Annotated in this window: 15 protein-coding genes; 9 read left to right on the top strand and 6 right to left on the bottom strand. The window is 72.2% G+C overall.

What is annotated here, in order from left to right:
* Positions 1-9: 9 nt before the first annotated feature.
* The 5 genes from ACFY0K_RS38005 to ACFY0K_RS37985 are packed head-to-tail and all read right to left on the bottom strand — an operon-like array spanning position 10 to position 4,525.
* A complete protein-coding gene (locus tag ACFY0K_RS38005) occupies positions 10-927 on the bottom strand; it encodes a dihydropteroate synthase (protein ID WP_390643708.1) in 918 nt (305 codons plus the stop codon).
* A 27-nt stretch (positions 928-954) separates the two neighbouring features.
* A complete protein-coding gene (locus tag ACFY0K_RS38000) occupies positions 955-1,611 on the bottom strand; it encodes a response regulator (protein ID WP_390643707.1) in 657 nt (218 codons plus the stop codon).
* Positions 1,601-2,857: a sensor histidine kinase gene (locus tag ACFY0K_RS37995; protein ID WP_390643907.1), complete on the bottom strand. Its 1,257-nt coding sequence runs from the start codon at positions 2,855-2,857 to the stop codon at positions 1,601-1,603. Before ACFY0K_RS37995 ends, ACFY0K_RS38000 begins: the two co-directional genes overlap by 11 nt.
* 28 nt (positions 2,858-2,885) lie before the next feature.
* On the bottom strand, positions 2,886-3,620 hold the full coding sequence (locus ACFY0K_RS37990) for an ABC transporter permease (RefSeq protein ID WP_390643706.1): 735 nt from the start codon (positions 3,618-3,620) through the stop codon (positions 2,886-2,888).
* On the bottom strand, positions 3,617-4,525 hold the full coding sequence (locus tag ACFY0K_RS37985; protein ID WP_390643705.1) for an ATP-binding cassette domain-containing protein: 909 nt from the start codon (positions 4,523-4,525) through the stop codon (positions 3,617-3,619). Before ACFY0K_RS37985 ends, ACFY0K_RS37990 begins: the two co-directional genes overlap by 4 nt.
* Before the next feature lie 228 nt (positions 4,526-4,753).
* Here ACFY0K_RS37985 and ACFY0K_RS37980 point away from each other — a divergent pair, with 228 nt between their 5' ends.
* The 7 genes from ACFY0K_RS37980 to ACFY0K_RS37950 all read left to right on the top strand — a co-directional run bounded on the left by ACFY0K_RS37980 (position 4,754) and on the right by ACFY0K_RS37950 (position 16,956).
* A complete protein-coding gene (locus ACFY0K_RS37980; RefSeq protein WP_390643704.1) occupies positions 4,754-6,658 on the top strand; it encodes an ABC transporter ATP-binding protein in 1,905 nt (634 codons plus the stop codon).
* Entirely contained in the window at positions 6,655-8,523 is a 1,869-nt protein-coding gene (locus ACFY0K_RS37975) for an ABC transporter ATP-binding protein (protein WP_390643703.1), read from the top strand. Before ACFY0K_RS37980 ends, ACFY0K_RS37975 begins: the two co-directional genes overlap by 4 nt.
* 53 nt (positions 8,524-8,576) lie before the next feature.
* Positions 8,577-10,364: an ABC transporter transmembrane domain-containing protein gene (locus ACFY0K_RS37970; RefSeq protein ID WP_390643702.1), complete on the top strand. Its 1,788-nt coding sequence runs from the start codon at positions 8,577-8,579 to the stop codon at positions 10,362-10,364.
* A complete protein-coding gene (locus ACFY0K_RS37965) occupies positions 10,361-12,112 on the top strand; it encodes an ABC transporter ATP-binding protein (RefSeq protein WP_390643701.1) in 1,752 nt (583 codons plus the stop codon). The genes ACFY0K_RS37970 and ACFY0K_RS37965 overlap by 4 nt, the downstream gene beginning before the upstream one ends.
* A gap of 316 nt (positions 12,113-12,428) precedes the next feature.
* On the top strand, positions 12,429-14,474 hold the full coding sequence (locus tag ACFY0K_RS37960; RefSeq protein ID WP_390643700.1) for a M4 family metallopeptidase: 2,046 nt from the start codon (positions 12,429-12,431) through the stop codon (positions 14,472-14,474).
* 251 nt (positions 14,475-14,725) lie between these two features.
* Positions 14,726-16,369, top strand: a complete 1,644-nt coding sequence (locus ACFY0K_RS37955) for a M4 family metallopeptidase (protein WP_390643699.1) — start codon at positions 14,726-14,728, stop codon at positions 16,367-16,369.
* Positions 16,370-16,440: 71 nt separating this feature from the next.
* Entirely contained in the window at positions 16,441-16,956 is a 516-nt protein-coding gene (locus ACFY0K_RS37950) for a DUF1990 family protein (RefSeq protein ID WP_382717643.1), read from the top strand.
* 81 nt (positions 16,957-17,037) lie between these two features.
* Here ACFY0K_RS37950 and ACFY0K_RS37945 read toward each other — a convergent pair whose 3' ends face one another.
* Positions 17,038-19,662 carry a glycosyltransferase family 1 protein gene (locus ACFY0K_RS37945; protein ID WP_390643698.1) on the bottom strand — a complete coding sequence of 875 codons (2,625 nt, stop codon included), beginning with the start codon at positions 19,660-19,662 and terminating at the stop codon, positions 17,038-17,040.
* A gap of 194 nt (positions 19,663-19,856) precedes the next feature.
* Between ACFY0K_RS37945 and ACFY0K_RS37940 the strand changes: the two genes are divergently transcribed.
* A complete protein-coding gene (locus ACFY0K_RS37940; protein WP_390643697.1) occupies positions 19,857-21,071 on the top strand; it encodes a S8 family peptidase in 1,215 nt (404 codons plus the stop codon).
* 254 nt (positions 21,072-21,325) lie between these two features.
* Positions 21,326-22,006: maltotransferase domain-containing protein (locus tag ACFY0K_RS37935; protein ID WP_390643696.1), on the top strand; the 681-nt coding region annotated here is incomplete at its 3' end.

Genomic DNA, 22,006 nt, shown 5'->3' with positions numbered 1-22,006 from the left:
GTGCCCGCGCTAGGCTCCGGGAGCGAAGGACTGCGGGCCGAGTGCCCGCAAAGCGGCCAGTACCGCCCTTGTCCGGGGAACTTCGTGGGTGCGGTAGACGCCCGTTCCCCCGAGATGCGCCAGAACCGTGAAGAAGCCTTCGGCGGTGCGGAACTCGTCCTCGAAGAGGCTGAAGGCATGCGGCAAGGAGTGGCAGATGGGAAGGCCCATCCGCCGAAGCCGGAACGTGTTCAGGAGGGCACGGCCCTGATAGTGCACACGGGTGTCGGCGGATATGTGCCTGTCGTGGGAGAAGCCGATGCCGGGGTCGATGACGATTCGTTCGACTCCGGCCGAACGGGCGTGGTCCACGCGTCTCTCGAAGTACTCCAGCATTCTCGGAACGGGGTCCTCGTCTATGCCCTTGGCGCCCACGTCCCTGGAGTTCCTCCCTTCGACATGGCACAGGACGACTGCCGCGCCGTGGTCGGCCAGCACGGGGAACATCTCGCCGTCCGATGCCGGCCCGCCCGAGTAATTGACCAGGAGCGCCCCCGCGTCCAGGCACGACCGGGCAACGGCAGGCTCGTACGTCTCGACCGATACGGCGATGCCTTCCGAGGCGAGCGCCTTCACGACCGGCGCCAGGGCGGCCACCTGCTCCGCCGCGGAGACCTGTCGCGTGCGGGGATTGCTCGACTCGGCGCCGATGTCGACGATGTCGGCGCCCTGTGCCGCGAGGATGCGGCCCTTTCGGACAGCGGACCCGGTCGAGGTCGCGACGCTCTCCCGATAGGTGGAGTCCGGAGAGAGGTTGACGCATCCCATGATGGCGGGGGTGGTGTCGACATCGATTGCCCGGTCCCCCAGTCGGAGTGGTTCGACGGGTAAGGAGAGGTCAGCCTCGAATCGCCGTGCCAGATCTGCCAAATGAGCAAGGGAAATCATCCGACCCCATTCCTGTACGACCGCCGGTCAAGCACCGTGCTGGCCCAGAATCCCCCGCTGGTACCCCGTCGCCACCGCCGCCGCTCGGTCGTTGACGCCGAGCTTGGCGTAGAGGTGGGTGAGGTGGGTCTTGACCGTGGCCTCGCTGATGAAGAGTTCGCGGGCGATCTCGCGGTTGGAGGTGCCCCGGGCGACGAGGGTCAGGACTTCGCGTTCGCGGGCGGAGAGTGGCTCGTTGCCGGGGGCGGTGGGGGTGCGGACGGCGGAGACCAGGCGGGAGGCGACGGCCGGGGAGAGGACGGTGCGGCCCTGGGCGGCGGCGCGGACGGCGGTGAAGAGTTCCTCGCGCGGGGCGTCCTTGAGGAGGTAGCCGGTCGCGCCCGCCTCGATCGCGGGAAGGGTGTCGGAGTCGGTGTCGTACGTGGTGAGGACGAGGACCTTGGCGCGGGCGCCGCGCCGGGTGAGTTCGCGGATCGCGTCGACTCCGCCGCCGCCCGGCATGCGGAGGTCCATGAGGACCACGTCGGGGTCCAGGGTGCCGGCGAGCGTGACGGCTTCGGCGCCGTCGGACGCCTCGCCGAGGACCGTGAAGCCGGGGGCGGACTCGAACATGCCGCGCAGGCCGTCGCGGACCACCGGGTGGTCGTCGACGATGAGCAGCGAGATCGGGGGCTCAGTTGTCATGGCGGACCAACGGTACGCGCGCCGACAGCGCGGTGCCGAGCCCCGGTTCGGACTCCACGGTCAGGGAGCCGGCGATGCGCTCGGCGCGGGCCCGCATGCCGTCCAGGCCGAAGCCGCCGGCGCGACTGCGGGCGGGCACGGCGAGCAGGTCGAAGCCGGTGCCGTCGTCGCGGATGTCGAGGATGACCTCGCCGCCCGGGAAGTCGCCGAGGAAGGAGAGGGTGACGCCGACCCGGGAGGCCCGCGCGTGCCGGGCGGCGTTGGACAGCGCCTCCTGGACGATGCGCAGGAGGGTGGCCGCGACCTCCTCGTGGAGTTGCTCGGCGGTGCCGGTGACGGTGAACTCGGCGCGTATGCCCGTCCGTTCGCCCCACTCGGCGACCGTCTTCCGCAGCGCCTCGGGCAGCCCGTCGTGCTCCAGCGCGACCGGGGCCAGGTTGTGCACGGAACGGCGGGCCTCCCCCAGGCTGTGCCGGGCCAGCGCGAGGGCGCGGCCCACGTGGTCCTCGGCCACCGCCGGATCGGGGGTGTTGGCGACGACCTGGAGCTGGGCGATGATTCCGGCCAGGCCCTGCGCGATGGTGTCGTGGATCTCGGCGGCGAGCCGGCGGCGCTCGTCGGCGACCCCGGCCTCCCGTGCCTGGAGGAGAAGCTGGGCGTGCAGCGCCGCGTTCTCGTCGAGGGCCTGGCGCAGCGCGGCGATGGTCTCGGTGCGTTCGAGGGACCGCTGCTTCTCCTGCTCGGTGAGGTGGGCGACCCCCACCTGGAGTACGGAGTTGGCGACCAGCAGCACGCCGAACAGCAGCCACTGGAGCACGCTGCGCAACGGCATCCCGCCCGTCTGCGCGCCGGCCACGGTGACGGCGCTCGCCAGCAGCCCCGGCCGCCGCCACCGGCGCGGCAGCAGCTCGTCGGCGTCCATGTATCCGGAGGCGGCGTAGAACGCGAAGAACGGGCTGAGCCAGGTGAGCACGAAGGCGAGGGCCCAGCGGAGCGCGTAGTACGCGCTCCCGGCCGCGGAAGGCGTACGGCCGCGGTCGGTTCGGCGGGACCGCTTGGCGTGCCACCACAGCTGCAGCACGACCGCGGCGCCGACCAGGGACCAGGCGGTCAGCCACGTCGACCGGGGGGTGCCGGGGTCGGCGGAGACGACCCCGAGGACGATGCTGACACCGAGGAACCCGTACGGCCCCCAGGTGTGCAGCTGCTCCCAGCGCCGGTCGATCCGGTTGTCGTCGGCGGTCATGTCCCCAGTCTGCATGCCGGGCCGTCTCCTACTCCCAGCGGAACCAGCGGGCGGCGCCCGCCGTCAGCAGGACCGTCCAGAGGGTGAGGACGCCCAGGTGCTCCCAGCCGGGCCAGTGACCGGCGGCGGCGCGGTCCAGGGCGCGGGCCGCCGCGCCGAAGGGGGTCAGCTGCACCACCCGGGCCATGGTGCGCGGCATCTCCTGGACCGGGATCCACACGCCCGCGCAGAACATCATCGGGAAGAACACCGCCGAGCCGATCGCGCCCGCGATCTTCGTGGTGCGGGACAGCGCCGAGACGACCGAGCCGAGGGCGAGCGCGGCCGTGGCCGCGAGCAGCAGGGCCAGCAGGTATCCGCCGGGCTGCTTCGGCAGCCGTACGTCGAAGGCGAGGCGGCCGACGACGAGTGCCAGCAGCGCCGAGCCGAGGGCGACCGTGCCCTGCACGGCCATCTGCGCGGACAGCAGCGCGGAGGGCCGTACCGGGGTGAGCCGCATCCGGCGCAGGATGCCCCGCTCCCGGTGGCCGGTGAGCGCCTGGGGCAGGGTCTGCACCCCGGCCATGATCAGGGCGATCAGCACGGCGATGGGAACGTACGCGTCGACCGGGCGCAGTCCGCCCAGGGACGTGTCGGCCTCCCGGAAGGAGGGGATCGAGCCGAGGATCACCAGCAGCAGGGTCGGGAACAGGAAGACCCAGAAGACGGCGCCGGGTTCGCGGCGGAAGAGTTGGAACTCGGTGCGCAGGACGGCGGTGTTCATGCTGCTTCCTCCTTCGTCAGGTCGAGGAACGCGTCGTCGAGGGTGGCGTCCACGACCCGGAGCTGGTGGGCGGTGATGCGGTGCCTGGCGAGCAGGGTGATGACGGCGTTGACGGTCTCGTCGGTGCCGGAGAGCGTGATCCGGCCGTCCTTGTGCTCGATGGAGGCGAGGGCGGGGAGGGCGGCGAGGTCGTGGTCGTCCAGGGGTGCGGACGGGGTGAAGCTGATGACGGTGGCGCCGGCGCTGCGGCGGATCAGCCCGGCGGGGGTGTCGAGGGCGGCCACCCGGCCCTTGTCGATCACCGCGATCCGGTCGCAGAGCCGCTGCGCCTCCTCCATGAAGTGGGTGACGAGCAGCACGGTGACGCCGCGGTCCCGGACGTCCTCGATCAGCTTCCAGGTGTCCCGCCGGGCCCGCGGGTCCAGCCCGGTGGTCAGTTCGTCGAGGACGACGATCCGCGGGTTCCCGATCAACGCCAGCGCGATGAGGAGCCGTTGCTTCTGGCCGCCCGACAGCTTGCCGAACCGGGTGGCGAGTCCGTCGGTGAGCCCGAGGCGTTCGGCGAGCGGCGCCCAGTCGAGCGGGTCCGGATAGAAGGAGGCGTACAGCTCAAGGGCCTCGCGGACGGTGAGCTTGGGCTGCAGCTCGCTCTCCTGGAGCTGGGCGCCGAGGACGCGGGCGACCTTGTCGTGGTCGGCGACGGGATCGAGCCCGGCGACCCGGACCCGGCCCGCGTCGGGCACCCGCAGCCCCTCCACGCACTCCACGGTGGTGGTCTTGCCGGCGCCGTTCGGCCCGAGGATCCCGAAGATCTCGCCTTCCTCGACGGCGAGACTCACCCCGTCCACGACGGCCCGGCCGCCGTACGACTTGCGCAGGTCTGTCACTTCGATGTCGGTTGGCATGTTCCGAGGGTCCCGGCCACCCCGGGTCCGCCACATCGGCCGCCCCGCTCGAACCGCCATCGACCGATCGGCTGATGCGCCGCCTCCGGTCGTACGACCCTCGCACACTCCCCGGTTCTCGGCGGCGCGCGAACCGGAGGGACCCCCAGGTCGTAGGACCAGCGGCCGATTCCGGTCCGGCCAAAACTCGGTGGGCGTTGTCAGTGCCGATCCGTAGGCTCGCCCCTGATGCCTCCGACACGTGCAACCACCAAGGACCGGTCCGCCGTCCGCACCCTCCTGCGCCTGTGGCCGTACGTACGGCCGGTGCGGGTGCGGCTGTCCATCGCCGCGTTCGTCGCGGTCGTCGCCTCCTGTACGGGCCTCGTCATCCCCCTCGTCCTCAAGTGGATGGTGGACGGCCCGGTGGCCGACCGCGACCCGGCCGGGGTGTGGCTCGGCGCGCTGTACCTGCTGCTGCTCGGCATCGCGGAAGCACTGCTCTTCGGTCTGCGCCGCTGGCTGGTCGCCAGACCGCTCTCGCGCGTCGAGGCGGGGATGCGGGCGGACCTGTACGGCCATCTCCAGCGCCTGCCGGTCGCCTTCCACGACCGGTGGGCCTCCGGCCAGCTGCTCTCCCGGGCCACCACCGACCTGATGCTGCTCCGCATGTTCCTCGCCTTCCCGCTGACCTTCCTCCTGGTGAACGGGGTGACGATCCTCGTCGGCGTGCTGATCATGCTGGCCCAGGACTGGACGCTGGGCCTGGTCATCCTCGGCCCCACGATCCCGGTGATCTGGACCTGCGTGATCTTCGAGAAGCGGTACGCGGAGGTGGCGCGGCTCGCCCAGGACCAGGTGGGCGACCTGACGACGGTGGTCGAGGAGAGCGTGCTCGGCATCCGCATCATCAAGGGCTTCGGCCGGCACCGCAGCCAGGCGCACGCGTTCCGCGAACTGGTGCGGACCCTGCGGGGCACGGAGCTGCGCAAGGCGCGGATGCTGGCGATGATCTGGGGCGTCATCGTGACGCTGCCGGAGGTGGCGATCGGGGCGGCGCTGCTGTGGGGCTCGATCCAGGTCGCGGAGGGCGGGCTGAGCGCGGGCACGCTGGTGGCGTTCCTGTCGACGGCGCTGGCGCTGAGATGGCCGGTGGAGTCGATCGGGTTCCTGCTGGCGATGAGCCAGGAGGCGGCGACGGCGACGGAGCGCTTCTTCGAGGTGCGGGACGCGGTGCCGGAGGACGCCGATTCGTCGTCGGCCGCGGGCCGGTGGGGGCTTGTCGCGCGGTTCCCCGCGCCCCTTACGGGGCGCCTCAGCGCAGCGCCCCAAAGGGGCGCGGGGAACTGCGCGCTCAGCCCCCACGCACCCGCAGCCGACGACGGCGGCCCGCTCCCTTCGGCTCCCGCTCCCGACGGCATCCGCTTCGAGAACGTGCAGTTCCGTTACCCCGACGCCGCCCCCGATTCCGCGCCCACCCTCGCCGGCATCGACCTGCACATCCGCCCCGGCGAGTCCATGGCCCTCGTCGGCGCGACGGGCAGCGGCAAGACCACCCTCACCGCGCTCGTCCCCCGCCTGCACGAGGCCACTTCGGGACGGATCACCCTCGACGGCGTGGACATCACCGCCATGCCCCGCGAGGAACTCCGCTCCCTCGTCGCGGTCGCCTTCGAGGAACCCACCCTCTTCTCCGCCTCCGTCGGCGAGAACGTGCTCATGGGAGCCGAAGACGGCGCCGGGGAGCCGGAGCTGTCCCGTGCCCTCGCCGTCGCCCAGGCGGACTTCGCGCACGCCCTCCCGCAGGGCACCGCGACGCAGGTCGGCGAGCAGGGCCTCAGTCTCTCCGGCGGCCAGCGGCAGCGCCTCGCGCTCGCGCGGGCGGTCGTCGGCCGGCCCCGCTTCCTCGTGCTCGACGACCCGCTCTCCGCGCTGGACGTGCACACGGAGGCCGCCGTGGAGGCGGCGCTGCGCGACGTGCTGGCCGACACCACCGCGCTGATCGTCGCCCATCGCCCCTCCACCGTCCTGCTCGCCGACCGCGTCGCCCTGCTCTCCGGCGGCCGGGTCACCGCGGTCGGCACGCACCACGAACTGCTGCGCACGAACGCCGAGTACGCCCACCTGATGTCCGGGGAGGATCACCGCCGATGACCGCAGCCACCTCCCTCCCCGCCCCCGACGAGGACGACGAGCGCCGGCACCCTGACCCGGCCGGCACCTCCGGCGGCGACCCGTTCGACCGGGACGTCCTGCCCACCCCGCCCGGCGCCACGGCTGCCCTGCTGCGCTCGCTCCTCGCCCCCATGAGGTCCCGGGTCGCCGTCACCACACTCCTCCTGCTGCTCCAGCAGGCGGCGGTGCAGGCGGGCCCGCTGCTGGTCGCGTACGCCATCGACACGGCCGTCCCGGCGTTCCGCCGCCACGACCACGGCCCGCTGTTCGCGGTGGCGGCCGGGTACGGCCTGAGCGCGCTGCTCTCCGGCGGTCTGCAGTACGCGTTCGTCAAGGCCTCCGCCCGCGTCAACCAGGACGTCCTGCTGGACCTGCGTGGCCGCATCTTCCGGCACGCGCAGGCGCTGAGCATCGACTTCCACGAGCGCTACACGTCGGGCCGGCTCATCTCCCGCTCCACCACGGACGTCGAGTCGCTGCGCGAGCTGCTGACCGAGGGACTCCAGGAGCTGGTCACGGTCATCCTCTCCTTCCTCTACATCTCGGCGATGCTGCTCTGGCTGGACCTGGGTCTCGGCGCGGTCGCGGTGGCCAGCTTCGTACCGCTGTACCTGCTGGTCCGGCTGTACCAGCGGCGCGCGGTGCGGGTGTACAAGGCGCGGTCCACGGCGATCGCGGCGGTGATCGTGAAGTTCGTGGAGACGATGAACGGCATCCGCCCGGTGCGCGCGTTCCGCCGGGAGGCCGCCAACGACGCCGAGTTCGCGGTGCTGAACCGCCGCCACGAGCGGACCAACGGCGACGCGCTCCTCGAGATGGCGCGGTACGTGGTCGGCTCCCGGCTGGTCGCCAACACCTCGGTCGCGGTGATCGTGCTGTGGGGCGCCTACCGGGTGGCGTCCGGTTCGCTGGAGCTGGGCGTCCTGGCCGCCGCCGTCCTCTACCTGCGGCGGCTGTACGACCCGATCGACCGCCTCGGCATGTTCCTCAACTCCTACCAGTCGGCCGCGGCATCCCTGGAGAAGATCGCGGGCCTGCTGGCCCAGACCCCGTCCGTGCCGGAGCCCTCGGTCCCGAAGGAGCTGCCCCCGCCGGCGACCGAACTACCCGGCCGCGAGGTCGTCTTCGACGGCGTCCGGTTCGCCTACCGCACCGGCGGCGAGGTGCTGCCCACCTTCGACCTCACCCTCCCCGCCGGGCAGACGGTCGCGGTCGTCGGTTCCACCGGCGCCGGCAAGTCGACGCTCGCCAAACTGCTCGCCCGCTTCTACGACCCCTCCGACGGGCGGGTCCTCCTGGACGGCGTGGACCTGCGCGAACTGACCTTGGCCGAACTCCGCCGCGGGGTCGTGATGGTCACCCAGGAGGCGTTCCTGTTCTCCGGCACGGTGGCCGAGAACATCGCCATCGGCCGCCCGGACGCCACCCGCGAGGAGATCGAGCAGGCGGCCAAGGCGATCGGCGCGCACGAGTTCGTCGCCGCACTGCCCGACGGTTACGACACGGACGTCCGCAAGCGCGGCGGGCGCATCTCGGCCGGGCAGCGCCAACTGGTCGCGTTCGCGCGCGCCTTGCTCGCCGACCCGGCGGTGCTGATCCTCGACGAGGCGACCAGTTCCCTCGACATCCCCGGCGAACGGGCCGTGCAGCGTGCGATGTCGACGGTGCTGAAGGGCCGTACGGCGGTGGTGATCGCGCACCGGCTGTCCACCGTGGAGATCGCCGACCGGGTGCTGGTGATGGAGCACGGCCGCATCGCCGAGGACGGCCGCCCGGCCGACCTCGTCGCGGGCACGGGCCGGTTCGCGGATCTGCACCGGGCGTGGCGGGACAGCCTGGCCTAGGCCGGGAGAAGGCGCAACGAGGCGGGAGAAGGCGCGAGAACGGGGGTCGCAGGGTGATCGACGCGTACGAGGATCCGGGCACGCCCGACACGCGCGGCGGGTGGTCCTATCTGTGGTGGCTGGTGGCCTGCCAGCCGGGCCGCTCGCTCGCCGGGGCGCTGCTGGCCAGTGTCTGGCTGACGCTGATGGCGGGGACGCCCTACCTGATGTCCCGGGCCGTGGACGACGGGCTGGTGCCGGGCCGCATGGGGGTGCTGGCCGGGTGGACGGCGGCGATCTTCGTCCTCGGGGCGGTCAACGCCTGGATCAGCATCATGCGCCACCGCACGATGACCCGGGTGCGGATGGACGCCTACTTCCGTACGGTCAAGGTGCTCATGGGACAGACGGTGCGGCTCGGCGCCGAGCTGTCGCGCCGGTCCGACGCCGGGGAGGTGGTGACGATCGGCGTCGGCGACGTGCACACCATCGCCCAGGCGCTGACCGTCGTCGGCCCCGGGGTGGGCGCGGTCGTCGTGTACGGGGTGGTGGCCGGGCTGCTGCTGACGATCTCGCCCCTGCTGGCCGGCGTGGTGCTGCTCGGGGTGCCGGTGGTGGCGCTCGTCGCGGGCCCGCTGGCCCGGCGGCTGCAGGGCAGGGAGACCGAGTACCGGGAACGCCAGAGCGTCCTGACGGCCCGGATCGGCGACCTCGCGGGCGGCCTGCGCGTCCTCAACGGCCTCGGCGGCAAGGGCCTGTTCGCGGACGCCTTCCGCCGGGACTCCCAGCACCTGCGCGCCCAGGGCTACCGGGTGGGCGCGGTCGCCAGCTGGGTCCAGGCGCTGGGCATGGGCCTGCCGACGGTGTTCCTGGCGGTGGTGACCTGGATCGCCGCCCGGATGGCCGCCCGCGGCGACATCACGGTCGGCCAGCTGGTGTCGGTGTACGGCTATGCCGCGGTCCTGATCGGCCCGGTGGCCTTCTTCCTCGACATGGGCTACCAGCTCAGCCGCGGCGTGGTGGCCGCCCGCCGGGTCGTCCGCCTCCTGCGCCACGAGCCACGGCCGGACGAGGGCACCCGGCGCCCCCCGGCCGGCCCCGCCGTCCTGCACGACCCCGAATCCGGCGTACGGCTCCGCCCCGGCCGCCTGACGGCCCTGGTGGGCGCCAGCGCGACGGAGACGGGAGCGGTGGTGGACCGCCTGGGCCGCTACACCCCCTCCGACGTGACCTGGGGAGGAGTACGCCTGGACGCCGTCCCCCTAGCGGAGGTACGCACCCGCATCCTGGTCGCCGACAACGATGCCGACCTGTTCGCGGGCCCCCTGACCGATGTCATCACCGAAAGCGCCGACGCGCCCCGCAGGGGCGCGGGGAACGGCGCGACCGGCCACGACGGCGCCGCACCCGCCGACGCACCCCCCGCCGCATCCCCTGACGCGCGAACCGCCCAAGCCCTCCACGCCGCCGCGGCGAACGACATCGTCCAGGCCCTCCCCCACGGCCTCGGCTCCGAACTCACCGCCCAGGCCCGCAATCTCTCCGGCGGTCAGCGCCAACGCATCCGCCTCGTAAGGGCGTTGCTCACCGACCCCGAGGTCCTCCTCGCCGTGGAGCCCACCTCCGCCCTCGACGCCCACACCGAGGCCCTGGTGGCGGAGCGCCTCCGTACCGCCCGCGCGGGCCGCACCACCCTCCTCACCACCACCTCCCCGCTGCTGCTGGCCCACGCCGACGAGGTGGTCTTCCTGGTCGACGGCAAGGTCGCGGCGACCGGCACGCACGAGGGCCTGCTGGACGCCGCACCCGGCTACCGCGCCCTCGTGGCCCGGGACACGGAGGACGAGGAGTTCGCAAGGTGACGACGAGCCAACTCCCGGTCGCCGGCCGCGCCGACGTACGCCGGGCCGCCCTCCGCCTGGTGCGGGCGGACCGCGGTCCCTTCGCCGCGGCGCTGCTGCTGAACGCGGCGGCGGCCGGCACCGGCCTGGTCGGCCCCTGGCTGGTCGGCCGGATCGTGGACGAGGTCCGGGCCGGCCGCGGGGTCGGCGCCGTGGACCACCTCGCCCGGTGGATCCTGCTCTGTTCCCTCGCCGAACTGCTGCTCGCCCGCTCCGCCCGCTACCTCGGCCACCGCTTCGGCGAGCGCACGCTGGCCCGCGTCCGCGAGGAGTTCGTGGACCGGGCGCTCGCACTGCCCGCGTCGGTGGTGGAGCGGGCCGGTACCGGCGACCTGACCGCGCGCGGCACCGGCGACGTGAACACCGTCGGCACCACCCTGCGGGACGCCGGTCCCGAGCTGCTGGTCAACACGGTGCAGGCGGTGTTCGTGATGGGCGCGGTGTTCGTCCTGGACCCCGCGCTCGCCGCGTTCGGGGTGCTCGGGCTGACCCCCGTCTGGTTCGCGCTGCGCTGGTACCTGCGCCGGGCCCGGGACGGCTATCTCGCCGAGGGCGCGGCCACCTCCGGCGTCGCGGAGATCGTCACGGCGACGGTGGCGGGCGCCCGCACGGTGGAGGCGTTCCGGCTCCAGGAGCAGCGGATCACGGCGAGCCGGGACGCGCTGGAGACCAACCGGAAGGCCCGGTTCTACACCCTGTGGCTGCGGACCGTGTTCTTCCCGGCCGTCGAGGTGTCGTACTCGGTGCCGGTGGCCGGGGTACTGCTGGTGGGCGGACTGCTGCACACGGGCGTCGGGGTGGTGGTGTCGGCGGCGCTGTATCTGCGGCAGTTCACCGAACCGCTGGACCAGATCCTGATCCGGGTGGAGCAACTCCAGTCCAGCGGCGCCTCGTTCGCCCGGGTGGAGGGACTGGCGCGGGCCCCGCGCGCGGCGGCGGACAGCGCGGCGCCGGCGCCGGCGGACGACCGGATCGACGTGCGCGGGGTCCGGTACGCCTACGAGCGCGGCGGCGAGGTGCTGCGCGGGGTGGACCTCACGGTGCGGCCCGGGGAGCGGCTCGCGGTGGTGGGTCCTTCCGGCGCCGGGAAGACGACGCTGAGCCGGCTGCTGGCGGGCGTCGAGGCGCCCGCATCGGGCACGGTGACCGTGGGCGGGGTGCCGGTCGCCGGTCTTGAACCGGAGCGGCTGCGGCGCCAGGTCGTCCTGGTCACCCAGGAGCATCACGTCTTCCTCGGCACGGTCCGGGACAACCTGCTGATCGCCGAACCGGCCGCGGCCGACGCGGACCTGTGGGCGGCGCTGACCGCCGTCGGCGCCGACGACTGGGTGCGGGGCCTGCCCGGCGGTCTCGACACCCCCCTCGGCACGGGCGGCGTGAGCGGGACGGCCACCGACGGCTCCCGGGCCCAGCAGCTCGCGCTGGCGCGGGTGGTGCTGGCCGACCCGCACACGCTGATCCTGGACGAGGCGACCGCGCTGCTGGACCCGGCGACCGCCCGGCACACCGAGCGCGCGCTGGCCGCCGTACTGGAAGGCCGTACGGTCATCGCCATCGCCCACCGGCTGCACACCGCCCACGACGCCGACCGGGTGGCCGTGATGGAGGACGGGCTCCTCACCGAACTCGGCACGCACGAGGAGCTGGTGGCGGCGGGCGGGGCGTACGCGGCGCTGTGGGCGACCTGGCACGGGGACACGGCGCCCTGAACGGCCGGAGCGGATGCCGCGGCAGCTGTTGCTCTCGACGGCCTCGCAACAATCCGCATACCGAACATGAACATCCGGACAACGGACGATTTCCGGCCAAGTTTCTGACGCGGTCCTGACAGGTTGCGTTTTCTGCTGCCACTCTTCCCACGGCCGACTCACAGCAACCCCACAGCTTCACCCCCACCGTCGCTGTCGGGTCCGGCACTGCACACGCACATGGTTCCGCGTTCCGCCCAGTTCTGCCCGGCCGGCCCACCCGCCGTCCGGATCTCCCCTGGCCGTGCGACCCGCGGCCACGCAGAAGGAGTCAGTGTTGAGAAGCAGTTCCTCTCGCAGACGCACCCCCCACAGCACGTACCGCCGCACCGCGGCCGTCGCCCTCGCCGGGGTCGGCGCCCTGATCGCCGCCGCCGTCCAGTCGGGCGCCGCCAGCGCCGCCCCGGCCGCCCCGCAGCCCGGCCGGGTCAACCCGGCCCACGCGGCGGTCAGGCTCTCCCCCTCGCAGCGCGCCGAACTGCTCCGCGACGCGAGCGGCGAACGGGCCGCCACCGCCAAGGCGATAGGCCTCGGCGCCCAGGAGAAGCTGGTCGTCAAGGACGTCGTCAAGGACGCCGACGGCACCCTGCACACCCGCTACGAGCGCACCTACGCGGGCCTGCCGGTGCTCGGCGGCGACCTGATCGTCGACACCGCGAAGTCGGGCGCCACCGAGCGCGTCATCAAGGCGAACAACGCCACGCTCAAGGTCACCGACCTCACCCCGGCCAAGACCGCGGCGAGCGCCGAGAAGACCGCCCTCGCCGTCGCCCGGACGCTGGGCTCCACCAAGTCCGCGGCCGACGGCGCCCGCAAGGTCATCTGGGCCGGCTCCGGCACCCCCGTCCTCGCCTACGAGACGATCGTCGGCGGCTTCCAGGACGACGGCACGCCGAACCAGCTGCACGTCATCACGGACGCCGCCACCGGCAAGAAGCTCTTCGAGTACCAGGGCATCGAGAACGCCACCGGCACCGGCAACACCCAGTACAGCGGGACGGTGTCGCTGACGACGACCCAGTCCGGGTCGACGTACAACCTGACCGACGGCGACCGCGGCGGCCACAAGACGTACAACCTGAACCACGGCACCTCGGGCACCGGCACGCTGTTCTCCCAGTCGAGCAACACCTGGGGCAACGGCACCACGTCGAACGCCGCCACCGCGGGCGCCGACGCACACTACGGGGCCGCCGAGACCTGGGACTTCTACAAGAACACCTTCGGGCGCAGCGGCATCAAGAACAACGGCGTCGGCGCCTACTCCCGCGTCCACTACGGCAACTCGTACGTGAACGCGTTCTGGGACGACGGCTGCTTCTGCATGACCTACGGCGACGGCTCCGGCAACGCGGACCCGCTGACGGCCCTCGACGTGGCCGGCCACGAGATGAGCCACGGCGTCACCTCGAACACCGCCGGGCTCAACTACAGCGGCGAGTCCGGCGGCCTGAACGAGGCCACCTCCGACATCTTCGGCACCGGCGTCGAGTTCTACGCCAACAACTCCTCGGACGTCGGCGACTACCTCATCGGCGAGAAGATCAACATCAACGGCGACGGCACCCCGCTGCGCTACATGGACAAGCCCAGCAAGGACGGCGGCAGCGCCGACTACTGGTCCTCGTCGGTGGGCGGCCTCGACGTGCACTACTCGTCCGGCGTCGCGAACCACTTCTTCTACCTGCTGAGCGAGGGCAGCGGCGCCAAGGTCATCAACGGCGTCAGCTACAACTCGCCCACCAAGGACGGCCTTCCGGTCACCGGCATCGGCCGGGACAAGGCGCTGCAGATCTGGTACCGGGCGCTCACCACCAAGTTCACCTCGACCACCAACTACGCGGCCGCCCGCACCGGCACCCTCGCGGCGGCGGGCGAGCTGTACGGCACCACCAGCACCGAGTACAAGGCGGTGCAGGACGCCTGGGCGGCCGTCGCGGTCGGCTCGCGCTCCGGCGGCGGTGGCGGTACGGGCACCTCGTACGAGAGCACCACGCCCGTGTCGATTCCGGACAACGGCCCGGCGGTCACCTCCTCGATCACGGTCTCCGGCCGGACCGGGAACGCGCCGAGCAACTTGCAGGTAACGCCGAATATCAGCCACACGTGGCGCGGCGACCTGGTGATCGACCTGGTCGGTCCGTCCGGGACGTCGTACCGGCTGAAGAACTTCAGCTCGTCCGACTCGGCGGACGACGTGACGGACACCTACACGGTGAACGCCTCGTCGGAATCGGCCAATGGCACCTGGAAGTTGAAGGTCCAGGACCAGGCCGCGCAGGACGTCGGCACGATCAACGGGTGGAAGCTGACCTTCCCGTAACCCCAGGTAACGACCACACGCACCCGACGCCGCCCGCGGGGGACCTCCCCGCGGGCGGCGCCCGTTTTACATGCCCGCAATGTTCACCCAACACCTGCTTTTCGGCCAACATCACTTCAGGGTCCTGACATGTACGCGACCTTGATGTCACTCTTCCTTCACCCGTCGCACAGCACAGCAACTCCACAACCCCACAGCCGGGCCGGTAACCCCACACCGCCCCGAACTCCCCACATCCTGAAGGAGCTTGAGTGAGCCCCCTCTACGCGCGTCACAAGCGCACCACGCTCGCCATCGCCACTGCTGTCGCCGCCGGCGCCCTCCTCACCACCGGTATGACCGCGAACGCCTCGGCCGTCGACAAGAAGCCGCTGGCCGCCGCCCCCACCCTGCTCTCCAACTCCGCCCGCACCGCCCTGATCCAGAAGGCGGAGGCGAACGTCGCCGAGACGGCTCAGCAGATAGGCCTCGGCGCCAAGGAGAAGCTGGTCGTCAAGGACGTCGTGAAGGACGTCGACGGCACGGTCCACACGCGCTACGAGCGCACCTACGCGGGCCTGCCCGTCCTCGGCGGCGACCTCGTCGTGCACACCTCCAAGGCCGGCAAGACCGAAGGCGTCACCAAGGCGACGAAGACCGCCATCAAGGTGGCCTCCCTCAAGCCGCAGATCAGCACGGCCAAGGCGGAGAAGTCGGCGCTGAGCGTCGCCAAGACCCTCGGCTCCACCAAGTCCGCGGCCGACGGCGCCCGCAAGGTCATCTGGGCCGGCTCCGGCACCCCCGTCCTCGCCTACGAGACGGTCGTCGGCGGCTTCCAGGACGACGGCACCCCCAACCAGCTGCACGTCATCACCGACGCCGCCACCGGCAAGAAGCTCTTCGAGTACCAGGGCATCGAGAACGCCACCGGCACCGGCAAGAGCCTCTACTCCGGCACCGTCAGCCTGAGCACGAACCTGTCGGGCTCGACGTACCAGCTGTACGACACCACGCGCGGCGGCCACAAGACGTACAACCTGGCCCGCGGCACCTCCGGCACCGGCACGCTGTTCACCGACGCCGACAACACCTGGGGCACCGGTGCGGCCTCCAGCTCCTCCACCGACCAGACGGCCGCCGTGGACGCCGCCTACGGCGCCGCCGAGACCTGGGACTTCTACAAGAACACCTTCGGCCGCAGCGGCATCAAGAACAACGGCGTCGCCGCCTACTCCCGCGTCCACTACAGCAGCAACTACGTCAACGCCTTCTGGGACGACAGCTGCTTCTGCATGACCTACGGCGACGGCTCCAGCAACACCCACCCGCTGACCTCGCTGGACGTGGCCGGCCACGAGATGAGCCACGGCGTCACCTCGAACACCGCAGGCCTCAACTACAGCGGCGAGTCCGGCGGCCTGAACGAGGCCACCTCGGACATCTTCGGCACCGGCGTCGAGTTCTACGCCAACAACGCCTCCGACCCCGGTGACTACCTCATCGGCGAGAAGCTCAACATCAACGGCGACGGCACCCCGCTGCGCTACATGGACAAGCCCAGCAAGGACGGCGGCAGCGCCGACTACTGGTCCTCGTCGGTGAAGAACCTGGACGTGCACTACTCGTCCGGCGTCGCGAACCACTTCTTCTACCTCCTCTCGGAGGGCAGCGGTTCGAAGACCGTCAACGGCGTCAGCTACAACTCGCCGACCTACAACGGCTCCACGGTCACCGGCATCGGCCGGGACAAGGCCCTGCAGATCTGGTACAAGGCCCTGACCACGTACTTCACGTCGACCACCAACTACAAGTCGGCCCGCACCGGCACGCTGTCCGCGGCGGCCGCCCTGTACGGCTCCGGCTCGACCGAGTACAACGCGGTGGCGGCGGCCTGGACCGCGGTCAACGTCAGCTGACCCCGCCCCCGGCACCATGGGCGGGCCCCCGGGGAGAAGGCATCCCGGGGGCCCGCCCTACGCTCTCTCCCATGTCCTTCACGTACGAGGCGGTCGGCGCCACTCGCGAGAACCTCGCCGCCTGCCCGCCGGGCTTCCATCCCCTGCACGTGCGCACGCGCATAGGCGAGGGCCAGGAAGTCTTCCGCCGGGCCGCCGAGGCGGTCCTCACCTGGGAACTCCACCGCGCCCTAGGTGTGGGCATCGACACCGCCGCCGACCGCGCGGCCCCCGGCGTCGACGTCACCGTCACCCTGGCCGGCCTCATCAAGGCCCCCTGCCGAATCGTCTGGACCGCCGAGGAGTCCCGCCGCGCCGGCTGGGCCTACGGCACCCTCGCCGGTCACCCCGAGAGCGGCGAGGAGGCCTTCGTCGTCGACCGCACCGGCGACGGCACGGTCTGGCTCACGGTCGCCGCCTTCAGCAGACCCGCCAAGTGGTACACCCGCGCCGGCGGCGCCGCGGCCCGGGGCCTGCAGCACGCGTACGCACGCAGGTGCGGCGCGGTACTGCGACGGCTGTGCGCGGACCCGGAGCCGGAGTTCTGACGCGATCGCGCCCGGCAGGCCCTGAGGGACGGACGTGAGGGCGAGCGGAGACCACCCGCCCTCGGAGCACCGCTCGAAGGCTCAGCGCATCAGCACCCCGGCCCCCGTCACCGCCCCTTCCACGGGTACCACCACCAGGCCCAGTTCCGCGCCGGACGCCAGCAGGCGGTGGGTGGGGAGGATGCGGACGGTGTAGCCGTAGGGGCCCGTGCGGTCCAGGGAGAGGGGGCCCTCGTAGGTCCAGTGGCCCTCCAGGTCGGGGCCGGAGACCGGCTTGAGGGGCACCGTGGCCGCGTCCGTGATGCGGTCCTCCGGGTCGACGCGGCCGGAGACGGCCTGGACCTCCACGTCGTCGGGGGCGAGGTCGCCGAGGCGGACGCGGACCCGGACGGCCAGGGTGGTGCCGAGCTCGGCGGTGGGCGTGGCGGTGGCCGTCTCGACGTGGTCCACCGAGACTCCGTGCCAGGCCGCGCGCACCCTGCCCTTCCAGGCGGACAGTTCACGGGCCGTGTCCGGGGTCATGGACCGGTGGGCGTGGGCCGCCGGGGTGTAGAGGCGCTCCACGTACTCCCGGACCATGCGGCCCGCCAGCACCTTGGGCCCGAGGAGGGTGAGGGTCTGGCGGACCATCTCGATCCACCGGTCCGGCAGGCCGCTGCGGCCGCGCTCGTAGAAGCGCGGGGTGACCCGCTGTTCGAGGAGGTCGTACAGCGCGGCGGCCTCGATGTCGTCCCGGCGGTCGGGATCGGTGCCGGCGCCGTCCGCCGTCGGGATCGCCCAGCCGAAGTCCGGCTGGAACCATTCGTCCCACCAGCCGTCCAGGACGGAGAGGTTGAGGCCGCCGTTGAGCGCCGCCTTCATCCCGCTCGTCCCGCACGCCTCCAGGGGTCGGAGGGGGTTGTTGAGCCAGATGTCGCAGCCGGGCAGCAGCTTCTGCGCCATCGCCATGCCGTAGTCGGGCAGGAAGACGACGCGGTGACGCACGCGCGGGTCGTCGGTGAAGCGGACCAGTTCCTGGACCAGCCGCTTGCCGCCGTCGTCCGCCGGGTGCGCCTTCCCGGCCACCACGATCTGGATCGGCCGCTCGGGGTGGGTCAGGAGGTCCATCAGCCGGTCGCGGTCGCGCAGCATGAGCGTGAGACGTTTGTACGAGGGGACGCGCCGGGCGAACCCGATGGTGAGCACGTCGGGGTCCAGGACGCCGTCGATCCACCCCAGCTCGGCGGTACCGGCGCCGCGCTGCCGCCAGGACGCCCGCAGCCGCTCCCGCACCTCCAGCACCAGCTGCTCGCGCAGGCTGCGGCGCAGCTCCCAGATCTCCTGGTCGGCGACCTCGGCGACGGCGTCCCAGCGTTCCGGGCCGCCGACGGTCAGCGCCTCCTCGGTACGGCGGTCGCCGAGCTGCCGGGCGCCCAGCCGGACCACCTCGGGGGCCACCCAGGTCGGGGCGTGCACCCCGTTCGTCACCGAGGTGATCGGCACCTCGTCGGGGTCGAAGCCCGGCCACAGCCCGGAGAACATCTCCCGGCTGACGTTGCCGTGCAGCAGCGAGACCCCGTTGGCGCGCTGGGCGAGCCGCAGCCCCATCACGGCCATGTTGAACAGGTTGGGCTCGCCGCCCGGGTAGGTCTCCATGCCGAGCCGCAGGATGTGCTCCACCCCGATCCCGGGGAGTTCGGCGTCGGCGCCGAAGTGGTGGGCGACCAGCTCACGGTCGAAGCGGTCGATGCCGGCCGGGACGGGGGTGTGGGTGGTGAACACCGTGCCCGCGCGGACCGCTTCCAGTGCCGCGTCGAAGTCCAGCCCGGCGGCGACCAGTTCGGCGATCCGCTCCAGGCCCAGGAAGCCGGCGTGGCCCTCGTTGGTGTGGAACACCTCGGGCTCGGGGTGGCCGGTCAGCCGGCAGTACGTCCGTACGGCCCGTACGCCCCCTATCCCGAGCAGCATCTCCTGGAGCAGCCGGTGCTCGCTGCCGCCGCCGTAGAGCCGGTCGGTGACCCCGCGTTCGCCGGTGTCGTTCTCCTCGACGTCCGAGTCCAGCATCAGCAGCGGCACCCTGCCGACCTGGGCCAGCCAGATGCGGGCGCGCAGCAGTCTGCCGCCGGGCAGCGCGAGGGAGACGTGCGCCGGGGTGCCGTCGGCCTCCTTCAGCAGGGCCACGGGAAGTTCGTTGGGGTCGAGGACGGGATAGTGCTCCTGCTGCCAGCCGTCCCGGGAGAGGGTCTGCCGGAAGTAGCCGTGCCGGTAGAGCAGGCCGACGCCGATCAGCGGCACGCCGAGGTCGCTGGCCGACTTGAGGTGGTCGCCGGCCAGGATGCCGAGGCCGCCGGAGTACTGCGGCAGGGCGGCCGTGATCCCGAACTCGGGTGAGAAGTAGGCGACGGCTGCCGGGAGTTCGGCCGGCTGCGGGTGGGTCTGGTACCAGCGGTCGCCGGTCACGTAGTCGCCCAGGTCGTCGGCGACCGCGGTCAGCCGGCGCAGGAAGCGGCGGTCCCCGGCCAGCTCGGCGAGGCGCGCCGGCGGCACACTGCCGAGCAGCCGCACCGGGTCGCCCTCGGAAGCGGCCCAGCGCTCGGGGTCGACGGCCTGGAAGAGGTCACGGGTCTCGGCGTGCCAGGACCAGCGCAGGTTACGGGCCAGGTCGCTGAGGGGGCGGAGGGGGTCGGGGAGAACGGGACGGACGGTGAACCGACGGATCGCCTTCACATTCCACCTCGTGCAGTTCGCAAGGGGAGCCGTACAACCCTGTGCGGCTCGGCGTCTGTCCGACAGTACCGGTGCGGGGGTTCCGCTGGGGGCCGCCTCCCCCAGACCCCCCGCTTCGGCCTCGGGGCCTTCTTGTCGGCTTTCGTGCCGTACGAGACCCTGCCTCTCTGAGCCGAGGAGGGGGACTCACAGCCATGGCACGGACGTACAGCCGACGGCTGCGTGTGGTGGGGGGCTTGACCGCGGTCGTGACGGCCGCGGTGCTGTCGACGGCCACCCTGCCCGCGCACGCCTTACCGGAGGGAACCGTCGTCGGCGCCGGCCGGGCCGGTTCGGTCGGCGGGAGTTATCTGGTGACGCTCAGGGAGGGGATCAAAGGGGCGTCGGCGGCCGGGAGGGACGTCGCCGCCCGGTATGGGGCGAAAATAAGCCATACTTACGGCACCGTGCTGAACGGCTACGCCGTCGAAGCAAGCGCCGCACAGGCCGGACGGCTCGCCGCGGACTCGCGGGTCGCCTCCGTCGTGCAGGACAGCCGGGTGCGGCTGACTCGCGCCCGGACGCATACCCAGAACGACCCGCCGTCCTGGGGACTGGACCGCGTCGACCAGGCCGGACTCCCGCTGAACAGGTCGTACGCCTCGCCGGGTTCGGCGGGCGCGGGCGTCACCGTGTACGTGATCGACACCGGTGTCCGCATCACGAACACCGACTTCGGCGGACGCGCGAGCTACGGCTGGGACTTCGTCGGGAACGACGGTTCGGCCGGCGACGGCAACGGGCACGGCACCCATGTCGCCGGCATCATCGCCGGTACCAGGTACGGCGTCGCCAAGAAGGCCCGGGTGGTTTCCGTGCGGGTCCTGGACGACACCGGAGCGGGCACCACCGCCCAGGTCATCGCCGGTGTCGACTGGGTCACCGCGCACGCCCGCAGACCGGCGGTCGCCAACCTCAGCCTGGGCGGCTACCACAGCCCCCAACTGGACACCGCCGTACGGAACTCGATCAGGGCGGGCGTGACCTACGCGGTCGCCGCCGGCAACGGCGGCGACCCGGCCGCCCGCTACTCGCCTGCCGATGTGCCGCAGGCCCTCACCGTCGGCGCCACCGACCGCACCGACGCCCGCGCGGGCTTCTCGGACTACGGTTCCGCCGTCGACCTGTTCGCCCCGGGCGTGGCGATCACCTCGGACTCGAACGCGAACGACACGGCCAGGGCCACCTACTCGGGTACGTCGATGGCGGCACCGCACGTCGCGGGCGCCGCCGCCCTCTTCCTCGCCGGGCACCGAAGGGCGACACCCGCACAGGTCGCCGCCGTCCTGATTGCGGGGGCGACGAGCGGGAAGGTGTCGGATGCGGGGCGCGGGTCGCCCAACAGGCTGCTTCGGGTGCCGGAGTCGTAAAGCGGTTTCTGGTATGCGATCACGCCACCGGCCCCGTTCGCCGTGAACGGGGCCGGTCTTGTACGTAGACATACGGCTGAGTAGTTAACAAAGTGCCGGATTGCCCACCCGAATAGGGTGGGAAGGCTCCTCCGGTACACCCCACAGACACAGCACTGACACCAGGCAGCGGTACAACACCAGGTACACCCCGCAGGACCCACCTCCCCACCACCCATCCGCCCACACCCACGTTGCCGCGGACAGGAGCGGTCATGCCCGCCACGCACCAACCGTCAGCACCTCCGACCCGGCGCACGTCACCCGGCGCGCCACCCCCCGCGGACGAGGCCACCGCCGTCGGCCGCATACCCGTCCTCGACGTCCGTCCGCTGGTCCAGCAGGGACGCCGGCCCGCAAAGGCGGTCACCGGGGAGTCGTTCGAGGTCACCGCCACCGTCTTCCGCGAGGGCCATGACGCCGTCGCCGCGAACGTCGTACTGAAGGACCCGAAGGGCCGACCCGGCCCCTGGACCCCGATGCGGGAACTGGCCCCCGGCACGGACCGCTGGGGCGCCACGGTGACCGTCGACGGGAAACCGGGCCGCTGGACCTACCAGGTCGAGGCATGGGGAGATCCGGTCGCCACCTGGCGCCACCACGCGCAGATCAAGATACCCGCGGGCATCGACACCGAACTGGTCCTGGAGGAGGGTGCCCGGCTCTACGAACGGGCCGCCGCCGGGGTCCCCAAGGCAAAGAAACGGGAAATCCTGCTGACCGCGGCCGCCGCCCTCCGCGACGAGGAACGGCCCGCCCCCTGGCGCCTGGCCGCCGCCCTCACTCCCGAGGTGGAGAAGGTCCTGGCGCGGTATCCGCTGCGGGAGTTGGTGACGGTCTCGGAGCCGCTGCCGTTGCTGGTGGAGCGGGAACGGGCGCTGTACGGCTCGTGGTAC

Source organism: Streptomyces sp. NPDC001507 (assembly GCF_042894765.1).
GTDB lineage: Bacteria > Actinomycetota > Actinomycetes > Streptomycetales > Streptomycetaceae > Streptomyces.
Note: the sequence above shows the minus strand (reverse complement) of the source record. Positions and strands in the feature narration are given on the sequence as shown.